At 70.2% G+C, this 17,280-nt stretch carries 16 protein-coding genes; 14 read left to right on the forward strand and 2 right to left on the reverse strand.

Annotated elements, in window-relative coordinates; translation table 11 throughout:
* Window positions 1-80 precede the first annotated feature (80 nt).
* The 12 genes from OG385_RS28385 to OG385_RS28440 all read left to right on the forward strand — a co-directional run bounded on the left by OG385_RS28385 (window position 81) and on the right by OG385_RS28440 (window position 12,522).
* Complete coding sequence (locus OG385_RS28385; RefSeq protein WP_266858914.1) at window positions 81-629, forward strand: hypothetical protein; 549 nt, start codon at window positions 81-83, stop codon at window positions 627-629.
* A gap of 150 nt (window positions 630-779) precedes the next feature.
* Window positions 780-1,700: a pyridoxal 5'-phosphate synthase lyase subunit PdxS gene (pdxS, locus tag OG385_RS28390; RefSeq protein WP_266858916.1), complete on the forward strand. Its 921-nt coding sequence runs from the start codon at window positions 780-782 to the stop codon at window positions 1,698-1,700.
* Complete coding sequence (gene pdxT / locus OG385_RS28395; protein WP_323183868.1) at window positions 1,697-2,290, forward strand: pyridoxal 5'-phosphate synthase glutaminase subunit PdxT; 594 nt, start codon at window positions 1,697-1,699, stop codon at window positions 2,288-2,290. Before pdxS ends, pdxT begins: the two co-directional genes overlap by 4 nt.
* 62 nt (window positions 2,291-2,352) lie before the next feature.
* A complete protein-coding gene (locus OG385_RS28400; protein ID WP_266858920.1) occupies window positions 2,353-3,105 on the forward strand; it encodes a YebC/PmpR family DNA-binding transcriptional regulator in 753 nt (250 codons plus the stop codon).
* 221 nt (window positions 3,106-3,326) lie between these two features.
* A complete protein-coding gene (gene ruvC, locus OG385_RS28405) occupies window positions 3,327-3,860 on the forward strand; it encodes a crossover junction endodeoxyribonuclease RuvC (protein WP_266858922.1) in 534 nt (177 codons plus the stop codon).
* The gene (ruvA, locus tag OG385_RS28410) at window positions 3,857-4,477 is read left to right on the forward strand and encodes a Holliday junction branch migration protein RuvA (protein ID WP_266858924.1); all 621 of its coding nucleotides are present in this window, start codon (window positions 3,857-3,859) and stop codon (window positions 4,475-4,477) included. The genes ruvC and ruvA overlap by 4 nt, the downstream gene beginning before the upstream one ends.
* Before the next feature lie 13 nt (window positions 4,478-4,490).
* Complete coding sequence (ruvB, locus tag OG385_RS28415; protein WP_266858925.1) at window positions 4,491-5,582, forward strand: Holliday junction branch migration DNA helicase RuvB; 1,092 nt, start codon at window positions 4,491-4,493, stop codon at window positions 5,580-5,582.
* 166 nt (window positions 5,583-5,748) lie between these two features.
* Window positions 5,749-6,240 carry a preprotein translocase subunit YajC gene (gene yajC / locus OG385_RS28420; RefSeq protein WP_266858926.1) on the forward strand — a complete coding sequence of 164 codons (492 nt, stop codon included), beginning with the start codon at window positions 5,749-5,751 and terminating at the stop codon, window positions 6,238-6,240.
* A 150-nt stretch (window positions 6,241-6,390) separates the two neighbouring features.
* Entirely contained in the window at window positions 6,391-8,118 is a 1,728-nt protein-coding gene (gene secD, locus OG385_RS28425; protein WP_266858927.1) for a protein translocase subunit SecD, read from the forward strand.
* Between the two features lies 1 nt (window position 8,119).
* Complete coding sequence (gene secF, locus OG385_RS28430; RefSeq protein WP_266858928.1) at window positions 8,120-9,232, forward strand: protein translocase subunit SecF; 1,113 nt, start codon at window positions 8,120-8,122, stop codon at window positions 9,230-9,232.
* Entirely contained in the window at window positions 9,229-9,777 is a 549-nt protein-coding gene (locus OG385_RS28435) for an adenine phosphoribosyltransferase (protein ID WP_266858929.1), read from the forward strand. Before secF ends, OG385_RS28435 begins: the two co-directional genes overlap by 4 nt.
* A 195-nt stretch (window positions 9,778-9,972) precedes the next feature.
* Window positions 9,973-12,522 carry a bifunctional (p)ppGpp synthetase/guanosine-3',5'-bis(diphosphate) 3'-pyrophosphohydrolase gene (locus OG385_RS28440; protein ID WP_266858930.1) on the forward strand — a complete coding sequence of 850 codons (2,550 nt, stop codon included), beginning with the start codon at window positions 9,973-9,975 and terminating at the stop codon, window positions 12,520-12,522.
* Between the two features lie 82 nt (window positions 12,523-12,604).
* Here OG385_RS28440 and OG385_RS28445 read toward each other — a convergent pair whose 3' ends face one another.
* Together OG385_RS28445 and OG385_RS28450 are read right to left on the reverse strand one after the other, a co-directional pair.
* Window positions 12,605-13,834, reverse strand: coding sequence for a DUF349 domain-containing protein (locus tag OG385_RS28445; RefSeq protein WP_266858931.1), 1,230 nt, complete (start codon window positions 13,832-13,834; stop codon window positions 12,605-12,607).
* A gap of 218 nt (window positions 13,835-14,052) precedes the next feature.
* Complete coding sequence (locus OG385_RS28450) at window positions 14,053-14,835, reverse strand: peptidylprolyl isomerase (protein ID WP_266861225.1); 783 nt, start codon at window positions 14,833-14,835, stop codon at window positions 14,053-14,055.
* A gap of 157 nt (window positions 14,836-14,992) precedes the next feature.
* On the opposite strand from OG385_RS28450, the gene OG385_RS28455 reads away from it, so the two are divergent.
* Both OG385_RS28455 and hisS read left to right on the forward strand, forming a co-directional pair.
* Window positions 14,993-15,679, forward strand: a complete 687-nt coding sequence (locus OG385_RS28455; RefSeq protein WP_266858932.1) for an MBL fold metallo-hydrolase — start codon at window positions 14,993-14,995, stop codon at window positions 15,677-15,679.
* Between the two features lie 10 nt (window positions 15,680-15,689).
* Window positions 15,690-16,952: a histidine--tRNA ligase gene (gene hisS / locus OG385_RS28460; RefSeq protein WP_266858933.1), complete on the forward strand. Its 1,263-nt coding sequence runs from the start codon at window positions 15,690-15,692 to the stop codon at window positions 16,950-16,952.
* Window positions 16,953-17,280: the final 328 nt, after the last annotated feature.

The following is a 17,280-nucleotide window of genomic DNA, read 5'->3' on the forward strand; positions in this document are numbered from 1 at the left end:
CTGTGCCGCGGCCCGGGGGCGGCCCGGGGCGTCCGCCGCGGCGGACGCCGGCCCGCGCCGGACCGGTAGCCTTTCGGCCCGTGACCGTATCCCTGATCATCTGGATCGTCCTCGCTTTCGTCGCGGTCGGCCTCTACCTGAGCTGGACCGCAGGCCGGCTCGACCGGCTGCACGCGCGGATCGACGCCGCCCGCGCCGCCCTCGACGCCCAGCTGCTGCGCCGCGCGTCGGTCGCCCAGGAGCTGGCCACGTCCGGCGTCCTCGACCCCGCGGCCTCGATCGTCCTGTACGAGGCGGCGCACGCGGCCCGGCAGTCCGATGAGGAGCAGCGCGAGGTGGCCGAGAGTGAGCTCAGCCAGGCGCTGCGGGCTGTATTCGGTGAGACGGCGCAGGTCGGGGCCGTACGCTCGGCGCCCGGCGGGGAGGAGGCGGCCGACGAGCTGGCCGCGGCCGTCAGGCGGGTGCCGATGGCCAGGCGCTTCCACAACGACGCGGTACGGGCCGCCCGCGCCCTGCGCACGCACCGCAAGGTCCGCTGGTTCCGGCTCGCGGGACACGCGCCGTTCCCGCTGGCGTTCGAGATGGACGACGAGCCGCCGGTGGCGCTGGCCGACCGGCCGGGCACCTGATCTCCTGAATCGCCGGGGCGTCTGCTGAATCGTCTGAATCGTCGGGGCTTCGAGAACGATCCACCGGCTGTTCATTGGCCCTTGCAGTGGACTGGTTCACAGGAGTTATCTCGGTGGAGCAAGAACTCTCTTCCCCGAGCGAGGTAGCCCGTGTCCAGTACGCACTCCACCACTTCCCCCGCCGAGACCCCGGCGACCGGCACCGCACGCGTCAAGCGCGGCATGGCCGAGCAGCTCAAGGGCGGCGTGATCATGGATGTGGTCGACGCCGAGCAGGCGAAGATAGCCGAGGACGCGGGCGCCGTCGCCGTCATGGCGCTGGAGCGGGTCCCCGCCGACATCCGCAAGGACGGCGGAGTCGCCCGGATGTCCGACCCGAACATGATCGAAGAGATCATCTCGGCCGTCTCCATCCCGGTCATGGCCAAGTCGCGTATCGGCCACTTCGTCGAGGCCCAGGTGCTGCAGTCCCTCGGCGTCGACTACATCGACGAGTCCGAGGTGCTGACCCCGGCCGACGAGGTCAACCACAGCGACAAGTTCGCCTTCACGACGCCGTTCGTCTGCGGCGCCACCAACCTGGGCGAGGCCCTGCGCCGGATCGCCGAGGGCGCGGCCATGATCCGCTCCAAGGGCGAGGCCGGCACCGGCAACGTCGTCGAGGCCGTCCGTCACCTGCGCCAGATCAAGAACGAGATCGCCCGGCTGCGCGGCTACGACAACAACGAGCTGTACGCCGCGGCCAAGGACCTGCGCGCCCCGTACGAGCTGGTCAAGGAGGTCGCCGGGCTCGGCAAGCTGCCCGTCGTCCTCTTCTCGGCAGGCGGTGTCGCCACCCCCGCCGACGCGGCGCTGATGCGCCAGCTCGGCGCCGAGGGCGTCTTCGTCGGCTCCGGCATCTTCAAGTCCGGCGACCCGGCCAAGCGCGCCGCCGCCATCGTCAGGGCCACCACGTTCTTCGACGACCCGAAGGTCATCGCGGACGCCTCCCGCAACCTGGGCGAGGCCATGGTCGGCATCAACTGCGACACCCTTCCCGAGTCCGAGCGTTACGCGAACCGGGGCTGGTGATGGGCACTCCCGTCATCGGCGTCCTCGCTCTCCAGGGCGACGTGCGGGAGCACCTGGCCGCCCTGGGCGCCGCCGGCGCCCAGGGCGGTCCGGTCCGGCGTCCCGAGGAGCTGGACGAGCTCGACGGCCTGGTCATCCCGGGCGGCGAGTCCACCACGATGTCCAAGCTGGCCGCCCTGTTCGGCATGCTGGAGCCGTTGCGTGAGCGCATCGCGTCCGGGCTGCCGGTGTACGGGACGTGCGCCGGAATGATCATGCTCGCCGACAAGATCCTCGACCCCAGGTCGGGCCAGGAGACCTTCGGCGGGATCGAGATGATCGTCCGGCGCAACGCCTTCGGACGCCAGAACGAGTCCTTCGAGGCGGCCGTCGAGATCCCCGAGATCCCCGGCGGCCCCGTCGAGGGTGTCTTCATCCGGGCGCCCTGGGTCGAATCGGTGGGCGCCGGGGTCCAGGTCCTCGCGGAGCACGGCGGCCATATCGTCGCGGTGCGCCAGGGCCATTGCCTGGCCACGTCGTTCCACCCGGAGCTGACCGGCGACCACCGCGTACACCGGTACTTCGCGGACATGGTGCGCGACGCCCAGTGACCGGCGCCCGGTAGGATCTCTGGCGTTCGTCCAGGAAATGGTTACGCGAAGGAGACAGGCAGATGTCCGGCCACTCTAAATGGGCTACGACGAAGCACAAGAAGGCCGTGGTTGACGCCAAGCGCGGCAAGCTCTTCGCGAAGATGATCAAGAACATCGAGGTCGCGGCCCGCACGGGCGGCGCCGACGTGTCCGGCAACCCGACCCTCTTCGACGCCATCCAGAAGGCCAAGAAGAGCTCGGTGCCGAACAAGAACATCGACTCCGCGGTCAAGCGCGGTGCCGGTCTCGAAGCCGGTGGCGCCGACTACGAGACGATCATGTACGAGGGCTACGGACCGAACGGTGTCGCGGTGCTCATCGAGTGCCTCACCGACAACCGCAACCGTGCCGCGTCCGACGTGCGCGTCGCGATGACGCGCAACGGCGGCAACATGGCCGACCCCGGCTCCGTGTCGTACCTGTTCAACCGCAAGGGCGTCGTGGTCGTCCCCAAGGCCGAACTCACCGAGGACGACGTCCTGGGCGCGGTGCTCGACGCCGGCGCCGAGGAGGTCAACGACCTGGGCGAGTCCTTCGAGGTGCTCTCCGAGGCCACCGACATGGTCGCGGTCCGCACCGCGCTCCAGGAGGCGGGCATCGACTACGACTCGGCCGAGGCCAACTTCATGCCGACCATGCAGGTCGAGCTGGACGAAGAGGGCGCACGCAAGATCTTCAAGCTGATCGACGCGCTGGAGGACAGCGACGACGTGCAGAACGTCTTCGCCAACTTCGACGTATCGGACGAGGTCATGGAGAAGATCGACGCCTGACGGGCACTCAGCACCACGGGTACGTACGGACGGGCCGCCGGGGACACACCCCGCCGGCCCGTCCGTGTTCCCTGCGGACCCGGCTGCCCCGGCGGTCCCGGCGTTCTCTGTGTTGTCGGTGCCACCCGATAGCCTGCGACAACGCAGGAACACCTGGGCGAACGGCACCACCCGTTCCGCCAGGCACCGGACAGGCGATCGGGCATGAGGGAGGGGGCACCGTGCGGGTACTGGGCGTGGACCCGGGGCTGACGCGCTGCGGCGTCGGAGTCGTCGAGGGCGTGGCCGGTCGCCCGCTGACCATGCTCGGCGTGGGAGTCGTCCGGACGCCCGCCGACGCGGAGCTGGGGCAGCGGCTGGTCGCCATCGAGCGCGGCATCGAGGCGTGGCTGGACGAGCACCGGCCCGAAGTCGTCGCCGTGGAGCGGGTGTTCAGCCAGCACAACGTCAGTACGGTGATGGGCACCGCACAGGCCAGCGCGGTCGCGATGCTCTGTGCCTCACGCCGCGGCATCCCCGTAGCCCTGCACACCCCCAGCGAGGTCAAGGCCGCCGTCTCCGGCAGCGGCAGAGCCGACAAGGCCCAGGTCGGGGCGATGGTGACCCGGCTGCTCCGGCTCGACGCGCCTCCGAAACCGGCGGACGCCGCCGACGCCCTGGCGCTCGCCATCTGCCACATCTGGCGGGCCCCCGCCCAGAACAGGCTCCAGCAGGCCGTCGCCGCCCACCGCACCCTGAAAGGCCGTACCGCATGATCGCCTTCGTCTCCGGACCGGTGGCCGCCCTGGCCCCGACCACCGCCGTCATCGAGGTCGGCGGGATCGGCATGTCGGTCCAGTGCGCACCCAACACGCTGTCCGCCCTGCGCATCGGCCAGCAGGCCAAGCTCGCCACCTCTCTCGTCGTGCGGGAGGACTCCCTCACGCTCTACGGCTTCGCCGACGACGACGAACGCCAGACCTTCGAACTCCTCCAGACCGCGAGCGGCGTCGGCCCCCGGCTCGCCCAGGCCATGCTCGCCGTGCACTCGCCGGACGCCCTGCGGCTCGCCGTGTCCACCGGTGACGAGAAATCGCTCACCGCGGTACCGGGCATCGGCAAGAAGGGCGCCCAGAAGCTCCTCCTGGAGCTCAAGGACCGGCTCGGAGCCCCGCTCGGCACCGGCGGCGCGCACCTCGCAGCGCAGCGCACCGCATCCGGACCCGCGCCGTGGAGCGAGCAGCTGCACTCCGCGCTGGTCGGCCTCGGGTACGCGCCGCGTGACGCGGAGGAGGCCGTCGCCGCTGTCACCCCCCAGGCCGAGGCCGCCGCCGAGCCCAACGTCGGCGCGCTCCTCAAGGCCGCCCTGCAGACCCTCAACCGCGCCCGCTGATCGAGAGACCCGCATGCTGCCTCCTCAGAACGAGTGGGACGACACCGTCCCCGACACCGAAGAGCGCCTGGTGGGAGCCGACGCCGACGGTGAGGACCAGGCTGTCGAAGCCGCACTGCGCCCCAAGGACCTGGACGAGTTCGTGGGCCAGGAGAAGGTCAGACTCCAGCTCGACCTGGTCCTGCGGGCGGCCAGGCAGCGCGGCGCCACCGCCGACCATGTGCTGCTCTCCGGCGCCCCGGGCCTCGGCAAGACCACTCTTTCGATGATCATCGCGGCCGAGATGGGCGCTCCCATCCGGATCACGTCCGGCCCCGCGATCCAGCACGCCGGGGATCTGGCTGCGATCCTCTCGTCCCTCCAGGAGGGCGAGGTCCTCTTCCTGGACGAGATCCACCGGATGTCCAGGCCCGCCGAGGAAATGCTCTACATGGCGATGGAGGACTTCCGGGTCGACGTCATCGTCGGCAAGGGGCCAGGCGCCACCGCCATCCCGCTGGAGCTGCCGCCCTTCACCCTGGTCGGCGCCACCACCAGGGCGGGCCTGCTGCCGCCGCCGCTGCGCGACCGTTTCGGCTTCACCGGGCACATGGAGTTCTACGAACCGGCCGAGCTGGAGCGCGTCATCCACCGCTCGGCCCGGCTGCTCGACGTCGAGATCGGCGAGGACGGCGCAGGGGAGATCGCCGGACGCTCCCGCGGCACCCCCCGGATCGCCAACCGGCTGCTGCGCCGGGTCCGCGACTACGCCCAGGTGGAGGCCGACGGAGTGATCACCCGGGAGATCGCCCGTACGGCGCTCGCGGTGTACGAGGTTGACGCCCGCGGACTCGACCGGCTGGACCGTGCGGTGCTCCAGGCCCTGCTCAAGCTCTTCGGGGGCGGACCCGTGGGACTCTCCACACTCGCCGTCGCCGTGGGGGAGGAGCGCGAGACGGTCGAGGAGGTCGCCGAGCCGTTCCTGGTCCGCGAGGGGCTGCTGGCCCGGACCCCGCGCGGCCGGGTGGCCACACCGGCCGCCTGGGCGCACCTGGGACTCGTACCCCCGCAGGGTGGCGCGGGAGGCGCCGCGGGAAAGGGACAAGCGGGTCTGTTCGGGGCGTGAGAAGGCTCGGGGGTGCACGCTGCGGAACCCCGGTGCCATGCTGGGCGTTGTTCCATTGATGCGGACTCGCCTAGACTCCGCCGATGCCGCCCTTCCCGGACGGCATGCCCCGCCCCCGAAGATCAGGCCGCGATCCAGCGCGGTCGTGCGAAGGAAGTTCCCTCCCGTGAGTCTCGTGACCCTCCTCCCCTTCATCGTGCTCATCGGGGCCATGTTCCTGATGACCCGGTCCGCCAAGCGGAAGCAGCAGGCGGCTGCAACGATGCGCAATGAGATGCAGCCCGGCACCGGCGTCCGGACGATCGGGGGCATGTACGCCACCGTCAAGGAGATCAACGAGGACTCGGTTCTCCTGGAGATCGCGCCCGGCGTCCACGCCGTCTACGGCAAGAACGCGATCGGCGCGGTCCTGGACGACGCGGAGTACAACCGCATCGTCCACGGCGAGACCGCGATCGTCCCCGACGACGCCTCCTCGCTGACCGAGCTCGACGACGCCAAGGTCGACCTCGGCAAGCACGAGACGCCGTCCGCCGACGATGACGCCGCCTCTGGCGAAGCCGAGGACGCCGACCAGGCCGAGGCCACCTCCGAGGACAAGGCCGACAAGGCGGACAAGGCCGAGAAGAAGAACGACGGCGAGGGCGAAGCGAAGTAGTACATCCGGGGACCGCCGGTGCTGCCCGATGGCAGCACCGGCGGTCCCCGAGACCGTGCACTGCTACAGCGGAGCAGGTCCCCCACATCACTTCGTGGCCGCTCACAGCGCATACCCGGCGCGGGCGGTAGGACAGGGAGAATCGACAAGGTGGCAGCACCGAACAAGGGCCGAAGGCAGACGGGAGCCCAGGGCAAGCCCGGGCGGTCCCTGGCCCTGATCCTGATCGCCATGGTTGCGCTCGTCGGCGGGATGTTCTGGGCGAAGCAGGTCACGCCACGTCTCGGCATCGACCTCGCGGGCGGTACGAGCATCACGCTCCAGGCCAAGCCCCAGCCGGGCAAGCCCAACGCGATCAACCAGAAGAACATGGACACCGCGGTCAGCATCATCGAGCGCCGTGTCAATGGACTCGGGGTCTCCGAGGCCGAGGTTCAGACGCAGGGCAAGGACCAGATCCTCGTCAACATCCCCAAGGGGACGAACGAGAAGCAGGCCAGGCAGCAGGTCGGTACCACCGCCCAGCTGTACTTCCGCCCTGTGGTGACGGTCGCTGCGGGCAAGCCCACGCCCGCCGGTAAGCCCTCCACCACGCCCTCCCCGAGCGCCTCGTCGAAGTCCAAGGCCACCGACAAGTCGTCCTCGTCGTCGAAGAAGTCGACCTCGTCCCCCCAGGGCCGTGCGGTGACCGACGCGCTGAAGGCCGGTCCCACGCCCAACCCGTCGACGCCTCCCCAGTCCAGCCCCACCCCGTCGACCGCCGACAGCGCGGCCGCCGCCAAGCTGGAGAAGAAGTTCGCCGCGCTCGACTGCTCCACCAAGGCCGGCCGTGCCAAGGCCGGCGGCGACAACGTCAAGCCCAGCGACCCGACCGTGGCGTGCAGCCAGTCCGGTGACGCGAAGTACATCCTCGACGCCGCAGCCGTGGACGGCACCGACGTCTCCGGCGCCAAGGCCGTCATCGACCAGCAGCAGGGTCAGTGGATCGTCCAGATGGACTTCACGAGCAAGGGCTCGAAGAAGTTCCAGGCGATCACCAGCAAGCTCTCGAAGCAGCAGTCCCCGCAGAACCAGTTCGCCATCGCGCTGGACGGCGCCGTCGTCTCGGCCCCCAGCGTGAGCCAGACGCTCAGCGGCAGCGCCCAGATCTCCGGCAGCTTCACCCAGCAGTCGGCCGAGGACCTCGGCAACGTGCTGTCCTACGGTGCGCTCCCGCTCTCCTTCAAGGAGGAGACGGTCACCACCGTGACCGCGGCGCTCGGCGGCGAGCAGCTCCAGGCGGGCATCATCGCCGGTGCGATCGGCCTCGCGCTGGTCATCATCTACCTGGTGGCCTACTACCGCGGCCTGTCGTTCATCGCGATCCTCAGCCTCCTGGTCTCCGCGATCCTCACGTACTCACTGATGTCGCTGCTCGGCAAGGGCATCGGCTTCGCACTCAACCTGCCTGCGGTGTGTGGTGCGATCGTTGCGATCGGCATCACCGCGGACTCGTTCATCGTCTACTTCGAACGCATCCGTGACGAGATCCGCGAGGGCCGCACGCTGCGGCCCGCCGTCGAGCGCGCCTGGCCGCGCGCCCGGCGCACCATCCTGGTCTCGGACTTCGTGTCCTTCCTCGCCGCCGCGGTGCTGTACATCGTGACGGTCGGCAAGGTGCAGGGCTTCGCGTTCACGCTGGGTCTGACCACGCTGCTCGACGTCGTCGTGGTCTTCCTCTTCACCAAGCCGGTGATGACGCTGCTGGCCCGCAAGAAGTTCTTCTACAGCGGCCACCCGTGGTCCGGACTCGACCCGAAGCGGCTCGGCGCCAAACCCCCGCTCCGCCGTTCGCGCCGTGCCGCCTCCTCCGCCCCCACCGACCCGAAGGAGGCGTGAGATGTCGCGACTCGGCAGCATGGGCGCCCGGCTGTACCGCGGCGAGGTCGGCTACGACTTCGTGGCCAAGCGCAAGATCTGGTACGGCATCTCGATCCTGATCACCATCACGGCCATCGTCGGCCTGGCGGTGCGCGGTCTGAACCTGGGCATCGAGTTCCAGGGCGGTGCGGTCTTCACCACCACCCAGAGCAGCAGCGTCTCGGTGACGCGCGCCCAGGACGTGGCGGAGCAGCTCTCCGGACATGACGCGTCCGTCCAGAAGCTCGGCAACGGCGGGATGCGGATCCAGGTCTCCGGGATCGACACCGACACGGCCGACAAGATCCACGGCACGCTCGCCAAGGACCTGAAGCTCCCGATCGACAAGATCGCCGCCGACGTGGTCGGTCCCAGCTGGGGAGCGACGATCGCCAACAAGGCCTGGGAGGGCCTGGCGATCTTCATGATCCTGGTGGTGGTCTATCTGGCCATCGCCTTCGAGTGGCGGATGGCCCTCGCCGCCCTCGTCGCCCTGATCCACGACCTCACGATCACGGTCGGGATCTACGCGCTCGTCGGCTTCGAGGTCACCGAGGGCACGGTGATCGGTCTGCTGACCATCCTCGGTTACTCCCTCTACGACACCGTGGTCGTCTTCGACGGTCTCAAGGAGGCGTCGAAGGATCTCAAGAAGCAGACCCGCTTCACCTACAGCGAGATCGCCAACCGCAGCCTCAACGGCACCCTGGTGCGTTCCATCAACACCACGGTCGTCGCGCTGCTCCCGGTGGCGGGCCTGCTCTTCATCGGCGGCGGTTTCCTCGGCGCCGGAATGCTGAACGACATCTCGCTCGCGCTGTTCGTGGGCCTCGCGGCCGGTGCGTACTCCTCGATCTTCATCGCCACCCCGCTCGTCGCCGACCTCAAGGAACGCGACCCCGCGATGCAGGCCCTCAAGAAGCGGGTGCTCGCCAAGCGGGCCGCCGCCGCCGCGAAGGGCGAACCGTCCGACCAGGACGACGACACCCTCCAGCCGGAGGACGGCGCCCCGGCCCCGGCCGGCGCCGTGGCCGGCGGCCGGCGCGCTCCCGCCCCGCGGGGCCGCGGGCGTACCCAGGGGAAGCGCCGATGACGGACACCCGGAGCATCCAGGACCTGCTGCTCAGCAGGATCAGGGACGTGCAGGACTATCCGCAGCCGGGCGTGGTGTTCAAGGACATCACCCCGCTCCTCGCGGACCCGGAGGCCTTCACGGCGCTGACCGACGCCCTCGCGGAGCTCTGCCTGCGGCACGGCGCCACGAAGATCGTCGGCCTGGAAGCGCGCGGCTTCATCCTGGCCGCACCGGTCGCGGTCCGCGCCGGAATCGGCTTCATCCCGGTCCGCAAGGCCGGGAAGCTGCCGGGCGCGACGCTCTCCCAGACGTACGACCTGGAGTACGGCAGCGCCGAGATCGAGGTGCACGCCGAGGACCTCTGCGCCGACGACCGCGTCATGGTCATCGACGACGTGCTCGCCACCGGCGGCACGGCCGAGGCCTCGCTGGACCTGATCCGGCGGGCCGGTGCGCAGGTCATCGGCGTGGCCGTACTGATGGAGCTGGGCTTCCTGGACGGGCGTGCCCGGCTGGAGCCCGCACTGCACGGCGCCCCGCTGGACGCCCTGATCACGGTCTGATCGCGGCCTGATCCGTACGCCGTACCGCTGAGGCGGGCCCCCGGAACCCCGGGCGGTCCGCCTCTCGCGTACGGTGCCGGCACCGGCCCGGGGCGAGCGGATCGCCCGGGATCGTTACCATGGGCTTCCGGACCTGACACGGGGACCCGGACCCTCCCCCAGGCTCCGTCCGGGGGGACCCCCAGAGGAGTGCCCTTGCCAGACGAGGACCGGCCCGCAGCCGCCGCACAGCCCGAGAAGCAGGACCAGAAGGCCGCGGCGGCCCCAGCGACGCCCGAGAAGCCGCCTGCCGGTCAGCCGAAGCCCTCGGCTCCCGTGGTGCGCCCCGGCGGCGCCGCCCCCCTCTCCACGCCGAAGCCCGCCGCCCAGGCGCCCCCGCCGGGACCGGCCGCGCAGGGTGCCACCGCGCGCCCGGCCCCGCAGGGCCCCGTCGCGCGCTCCGGCGGCTCGTCCAACCGCGTCAGGGCCAGGCTCGCCCGGCTCGGAGTCCAGCGCTCCTCGCCGTACAACCCGGTCCTTGAACCGCTGCTGCGGGCCGTGCGCGGCAACGACCCGAAGATCGAGTCGGCGACGCTGCGGCAGATCGAGCGCGCCTACCAGGTGGCCGAGCGCTGGCACCGCGGGCAGAAGCGCAAGAGCGGCGACCCGTACATCACGCACCCGCTCGCCGTCACCACGATCCTCGCCGAGCTGGGTATGGACCCGGCCACCCTGATGGCGGGGCTGCTGCACGACACCGTCGAGGACACCGAGTACGGCCTGGACACCCTGCGCCGCGACTTCGGCGACCAGGTCGCCCTCCTCGTCGACGGCGTCACCAAGCTCGACAAGGTCAAGTTCGGTGAGGCCGCGCAGGCCGAGACCGTACGCAAGATGGTCGTCGCCATGGCCAAGGATCCGCGCGTCCTGGTCATCAAGCTCGCCGACCGGCTGCACAACATGCGCACCATGCGGTATCTCAAGCGGGAGAAGCAGGAGAAGAAGGCCCGCGAGACCCTGGAGATCTACGCGCCGCTCGCCCACCGCCTGGGCATGAACACCATCAAGTGGGAGCTGGAGGACCTCGCCTTCGCGATCCTCTACCCGAAGATGTACGACGAGATCGTGCGGCTGGTCGCCGAGCGGGCGCCCAAGCGCGACGAGTACCTCGCCATAGTGACCGACGAGGTCCAGTCGGATCTTCGCGCCGCCCGCATCAAGGCCACCGTCACCGGGCGCCCCAAGCACTACTACAGCGTCTACCAGAAGATGATCGTGCGCGGCCGCGACTTCGCGGAGATCTACGACCTGGTGGGCATCCGCATCCTTGTCGACACCGTCCGCGACTGCTACGCGGCGCTCGGCACCGTCCACGCCCGGTGGAACCCGGTCCCGGGGCGGTTCAAGGACTACATCGCGATGCCCAAGTTCAACATGTACCAGTCGCTGCACACCACGGTGATCGGTCCCAGCGGCAAGCCCGTCGAGCTCCAGATCCGTACGTTCGACATGCACCGCCGGGCCGAGTACGGCATCGCCGCGCACTGGAAGTACAAGCAGGAGGCCGTCGCGGGCGCCTCCAAGGTGCGCACCGACGCACCGAAGAGCACCGGCAAGGGCTCCCGTCAGGACACCGTCAACGACATGGCCTGGCTGCGGCAGCTGCTCGACTGGCAGAAGGAGACCGAGGACCCCAGCGAGTTCCTGGAGTCGCTGCGCTTCGACCTGTCGCGCAACGAGGTCTTCGTGTTCACGCCGAAGGGCGACGTCATCGCGCTGCCCGCCGGCGCCACCCCCGTCGACTTCGCGTACGCCGTCCACACGGAGGTCGGCCACCGGACCATAGGGGCACGGGTCAACGGGCGGCTCGTCCCGCTCGAATCCACCCTCGACAACGGCGACCTGGTCGAGGTCTTCACCTCCAAGGCCGCGGGCGCCGGACCCTCCAGGGACTGGCTGGGCTTCGTCAAGTCGCCCCGGGCGCGCAACAAGATCCGCGCCTGGTTCTCCAAGGAGCGCCGCGACGAAGCGATCGAGCAGGGCAAGGACGCCATCGCGCGGGCCATGCGCAAGCAGAACCTGCCGATCCAGCGCATCCTCACCGGCGACTCGCTCGTCACACTGGCGCACGAGATGCGCTACCCGGACATCTCCTCGCTGTACGCGGCGATCGGCGAGGGCCATGTGGCCGCGCAGGGCGTCGTGCAGAAACTGGTGCAGGCGCTCGGCGGCGAGGAAGCGGCCAACGAGGACATCGCCGAGAGCACACCGCCGTCGCACGGCCGCAGCAAGCGGCGCGCCAACGCGGACCCCGGTGTGGTCGTCAAGGGCGTCGACGACGTCTGGGTGAAGCTCGCCCGGTGCTGCACGCCCGTCCCCGGCGACCCCATCATCGGGTTCGTCACCCGGGGGAGCGGGGTCTCCGTGCACCGCGCGGACTGTGTCAACGTGGACTCGCTGTCGCAGCAGCCCGAACGGATCCTCGAAGTCGAGTGGGCACCCACCCAGTCCTCGGTCTTCCTGGTCGCCATCCAGGTCGAGGCCCTGGACCGCTCCCGGCTGCTCTCGGACGTCACCCGCGTCCTCTCCGACCAGCACGTGAACATCCTGTCGGCGGCGGTCCAGACCTCCCGCGACCGGGTGGCCACCTCACGCTTCACCTTCGAGATGGGCGACCCGAAGCACCTCGGACACGTCCTGAAGGCGGTACGGGGCGTGGAGGGCGTCTACGACGTCTACCGGGTGACCTCGGCCCGCAGGCCCTGACGCCGGAGCCGCACCACGACATGGGTGAGGGCCCTCCGCTCGGCGGAGGGCCCTCACCCATGTCCGGGATGCTTCAGGCTTCTCAGCCGCCGAACTCCTCCAGGCCCTTCATCGCCTGGTCGAGCAGCGCCTGGCGCCCCTCCAGCTCACGGGCGAGCTTGTCGGCCCTGGCGTTGTTGCCGGCCGCACGCGCCGTGTCGATCTGCTTGCGCAGCTTGTCGACCGCGTCCTGGAGCTGACCCGTCAGACCCGCGGCCCGTGCGCGCGCCTCCGGGTTGGTGCGCCGCCACTCGGTCTCCTCGGCCTCCTGGAGTGCCCGCTCCACCGTGTGCATCCGGCCCTCCACCTTCGGCCGGGCGTCACGCGGTACGTGGCCGATGGCCTCCCAGCGCTCGTTCAGCGCCCGGAACGCGGACCTGGCCGACTTGAGATCCCGTACCGGGAGCAGTTTCTCGGCCTCGACCGCGAGCTCCTCCTTCAGCTTGAGGTTCTCGGACTGCTCGGCGTCCCGCTCGGCGAAGACCTCGCTGCGGGCGGCGAAGAAGACGTCCTGGGCGCCGCGGAAGCGGTTCCACAGGTCGTCCTCGGACTCGCGCTGGGCGCGGCCCGCGGCCTTCCACTCGGTCATCAGATCGCGGTAACGGGCCGCCGTCGCACCCCAGTCGGTCGACCCGGAGAGCGACTCCGCCTCGGCGACCAGCTTCTCCTTGGCCTTGCGGGCGTCCTCGCGCTGGGCGTCCAGCGAGGCGAAGTGCGCCTTGCGCCGCTTGGAGAACGCCGACCTGGCGTGCGAGAAGCGGTGCCACAGCTCGTCGTCGGACTTCCGGTCGAGCCGGGGGAGACCCTTCCAGGTGTCCACCAGCGCCCGCAGCCGCTCACCCGCGGACCGCCACTGGTCGCTCTGCGCGAGCTCCTCGGCCTCCACGACCAGGGCTTCCTTGGCGTGCTTCGCCTCGTCGGTCTGCCTGGCCTTCTGGACCTTGCGCTCCTCACGGCGCGCCTCGACCGTCGAGACCAGCCCGTCCAGCCGCACCCGCAGAGCGTTCAGGTCGCCGACTGCATGGTGCTCATCGACCTGCCCGCGCAGGTGGTCGATCGCGGTCTGGGCGTCCTTGGCCGACAGATCGGTGGTCTTCACCCGGCGTTCGAGGAGGCCGATCTCGACGACCAGGCCCTCGTACTTGCGCTCGAAGTAGGCCAGGGCCTCCTCGGGAGAGCCTGCCTGCCAAGAACCGACGACCTTCTCGCCGTCGGCCGTACGCACGTATACGGTGCCGGTCTCGTCGACACGGCCCCACGGGTCGCTGCTCACAGCGCCTCCATCCACATGATGTCTGCGGAGACTTGTGGGCCCCCGGACATCGTCCACAGTTTCTTCGGCCGGGCTGCTTGCGCCCCGCACACCGCCAACATAGGCGAACGGCGGGGCGGCTGTCCGCATCCGGCCCATCCGAATATCCCCATATCCCCTGTCCCCGTTCCTGGTTTACCCGTTTCCCCGCCGCCCCGATTCGCCGCTACGGCCCCGGCTCAGTCCTTGGTGACGGTGGCCTTCGAGACGGTGACGGCCTTCTTGGGCGCCCCGTCCTGGCTTCCGCCGGTCACTCCGGCCTTGGCCACGGCCTTCACCGTCTTCAGTCCCGCCGCGTCCATCGTCCCGAACGGGGTGTAGGTCGGCGGCAGTTTGCTGTCCTTGTACACGAGGAAGAACTGGCTGCCGCCGGTGTGCGGCTGGCCGGTGTTGGCCATCGCCACCGTGCCCGCCGGGTACGTCACCGTACCGTCGCTGCCCGCCTTGCCGAGGGCGGTCAGGTTCTCGTCAGGGATGGTGTAGCCGGGCCCGCCCGAGCCGTCGCCCTTGGGGTCGCCGCACTGGAGCACGTAGATGCCGCTCGTGGTGAGGCGGTGGCACTTGGTCTTGTCGAAGAAGCCCTTGTCCGCGAGCGACTTGAAGGAGTTCACGGTGTGCGGGGTCTTCGCGGCATCCATGACCAGGGAGACCGCACCCTGGTTCGTCTTGAGGGCGAAGGTGTACTTGGCCTTCTTGTCGATCTTCATCGCGGGCTCGGGGGGACCGGTGCTGCTCGCCGACGGCGACGGGTCCGCGGCCTTGGCGGGGGCGGCCTTGCCGTCGTCGCCCTTGAAGGCCCCGGCTCCCCACGCGATGCCGCCCGCCACGACCACCACGGCGACCGCCGACGCGATCACCGCGTTGCGGCGGCGTGCGTTGCGCCGGGCCGTGATGCGGCGTTCCTGCTGCCGCTCGAACTTTTCCCTGGCGAGCTGCCGCCGCCGCTGATCGCTGTTGACCACCGGGTGTTCTCCCTCGTCCGTATGCATGCGTGATTCGCGCGTGCCGTATACCTGTCCGGGCTAGGCCGTACCGTATATGGGTTCGCTGTGCGATGAGCGGCGCCGGTAGGCTCTCATCTGCTGCATTCTCCCGCTGGACCGACATTTAAGGACGATCGTGCTCATTGCCGGGTTCCCCGCCGGGGCCTGGGGGACCAACTGCTATCTGGTCGCCCCCGCCGCAGGTGAGGAGTGCGTGATCATCGACCCGGGCCACCAGGCGGCCCAGGGAGTCGAGGACGCGCTCAGGAAGCATCGGCTCAAGCCAGTGGCGGTCGTTCTCACCCATGGCCACATCGACCATGTGGCATCGGTCGTCCCGGTGTGCGGAGCGCATGACGTCCCGGCGTGGATCCACCCCGCCGACCGCTTCATGATGAGCGACCCGGAGAAGGGCATCGGCCGTTCCATCGGGATGCCGCTGATGGGCGAACTGACCGTCGGTGAACCGGACGACGTCAAGGAACTGGCCGACGGGAGCGAGCTGACCCTCGCCGGCCTGGAGTTCGCCGTCTCGCATGCGCCCGGCCATACCAAGGGGTCGGTGACGTTCAGGATGCCCGAGGCTGCGGACATTCCGCAGATTCTCTTCTCGGGCGACCTGCTCTTCGCCGGCTCCATCGGCCGCACCGACATGCCCGGTGGCGACCACGCCGAGATCCTTGAGTCGCTGGCCCGTGTGTGCCTGCCGCTCGACGACTCGACCGTGGTGCTGCCCGGTCACAACGAGCAGACGACCATCGGCCGCGAGCGCGCCACCAACCCGTATCTGCGGGGCCTGGCCGCTCCCCGACGAGGAATGTGACGACTTTTCCGTGAGTACTTTCCAGGCCCCCAAGGGCACGTACGACCTGCTGCCGCCCTCGTCCGCGAAGTTCCTCGCGGTACGCGAGGCGCTCGCGGCCCCGCTGCGGAACTCCGGCTACGAGTACATCGAGACGCCCGGCTTCGAGAACGTCGAGCTCTTCTCGCGCGGGGTGGGCGAATCGACCGACATCGTCTCCAAGGAGATGTACGTCTTCGAGACGCGCGGCGGTGACCGGCTCGCGCTGCGCCCCGAGGGCACCGCTTCCGTACTGCGCGCCGCGCTGGAGGCCAACCTCCACAAGGCCGGGAATCTGCCGGTCAAGCTCTGGTACTCCGGCTCGTACTACCGCTACGAGCGCCCGCAGAAGGGGCGCTACCGCCACTTCTCGCAGGTGGGCGCCGAGGCGATCGGCACCGAGGACCCCGCGCTCGACGCCGAGATGATCATCCTCGCCGACCAGGCCTACCGTTCGCTCGGCCTGCGGCAGTTCCGCATCCTGCTCAACTCGCTCGGGGACCGCGAGTGCCGTCCGCTCTACCGCGACGCGCTCCAGGGCTTCCTGCGCGGGCTCGACCTGGACGAGGACACCCGGCGGCGGGCCGAGATCAACCCGCTGCGCGTGCTCGACGACAAGCGGGCCGACGTACAGAAGCAGCTGGCCGGTGCGCCGATGCTGCGGGACTACCTGTGCGAGGCGTGCAAGGCGTACCACGAGGAGGTCCGCGCCCTGCTGACCGCCGCGGGCGTCGCGTACGAGGACGACGTGAAGCTGGTACGCGGCCTCGACTACTACACCCGCACCACCTTCGAGTTCGTCCACGACGGACTCGGCTCGCAGTCCGCGGTGGGCGGCGGCGGCCGCTACGACGGGCTCTCCGAGATGATCGGCGGCCCCGCGCTGCCGTCGGTGGGCTGGGCGCTCGGCGTGGACCGCACCGTGCTGGCGCTGGAGGCGGAGGGCGTCGAGCTCGAACTGCCCGCCACGACAAGCGTGTTCGCCGTGCCGCTCGGCGAGGAGGCCCGGCGGGTGCTCTTCGGGGCGGTCACCGAGCTGCGCAGGGCGGGCGTCGCCACCGACTTCGCGTTCGGCGGGCGCGGCCTCAAGGGCGCGATGAAGAGCGCCAACCGCAGCGGGGCCCGCTTCACCGTGGTCGCGGGTGAGCGGGATCTCGCCGAGGGCGTCGTCCAGCTCAAGGACATGGAGTCCGGCGAGCAGAGCGCGGTGCCGCTCGACGCCCTCGTCGGAGAGGTCCGCAAGCGGCTCGGCTGAGACCGGCACCACTGCTGAACCCGGCACACCCTGCGGCCCGGGCGGAGACTCTCCGCCCGGGCCGCAGGCGCAGGACCGCCATGGAAAATCCTGCCCATTCGGGACAAGAGGGACGGTGGCGTCAACCCGGCGCGTGCCGGTTCGCTCCGCCGGGCAATTGCGACACATGATCGCCGGGTACGGTTCACGGCGCCCGGACAGGCCGCCCGCCGGACGGCTCCTGCCGCGTCCCCGGAGCGAGTGCCTGCAGCCTCCCGGTCGCGCCGGCCCCTGACGGCCCTCCGGCACCCGCGCCCCCGGACACCTTCCCCGGATCGAATGCCCAGGT

Source organism: Streptomyces sp. NBC_01306 (genome assembly GCF_026340465.1).
In the GTDB taxonomy this organism is placed as follows: domain Bacteria; phylum Actinomycetota; class Actinomycetes; order Streptomycetales; family Streptomycetaceae; genus Streptomyces.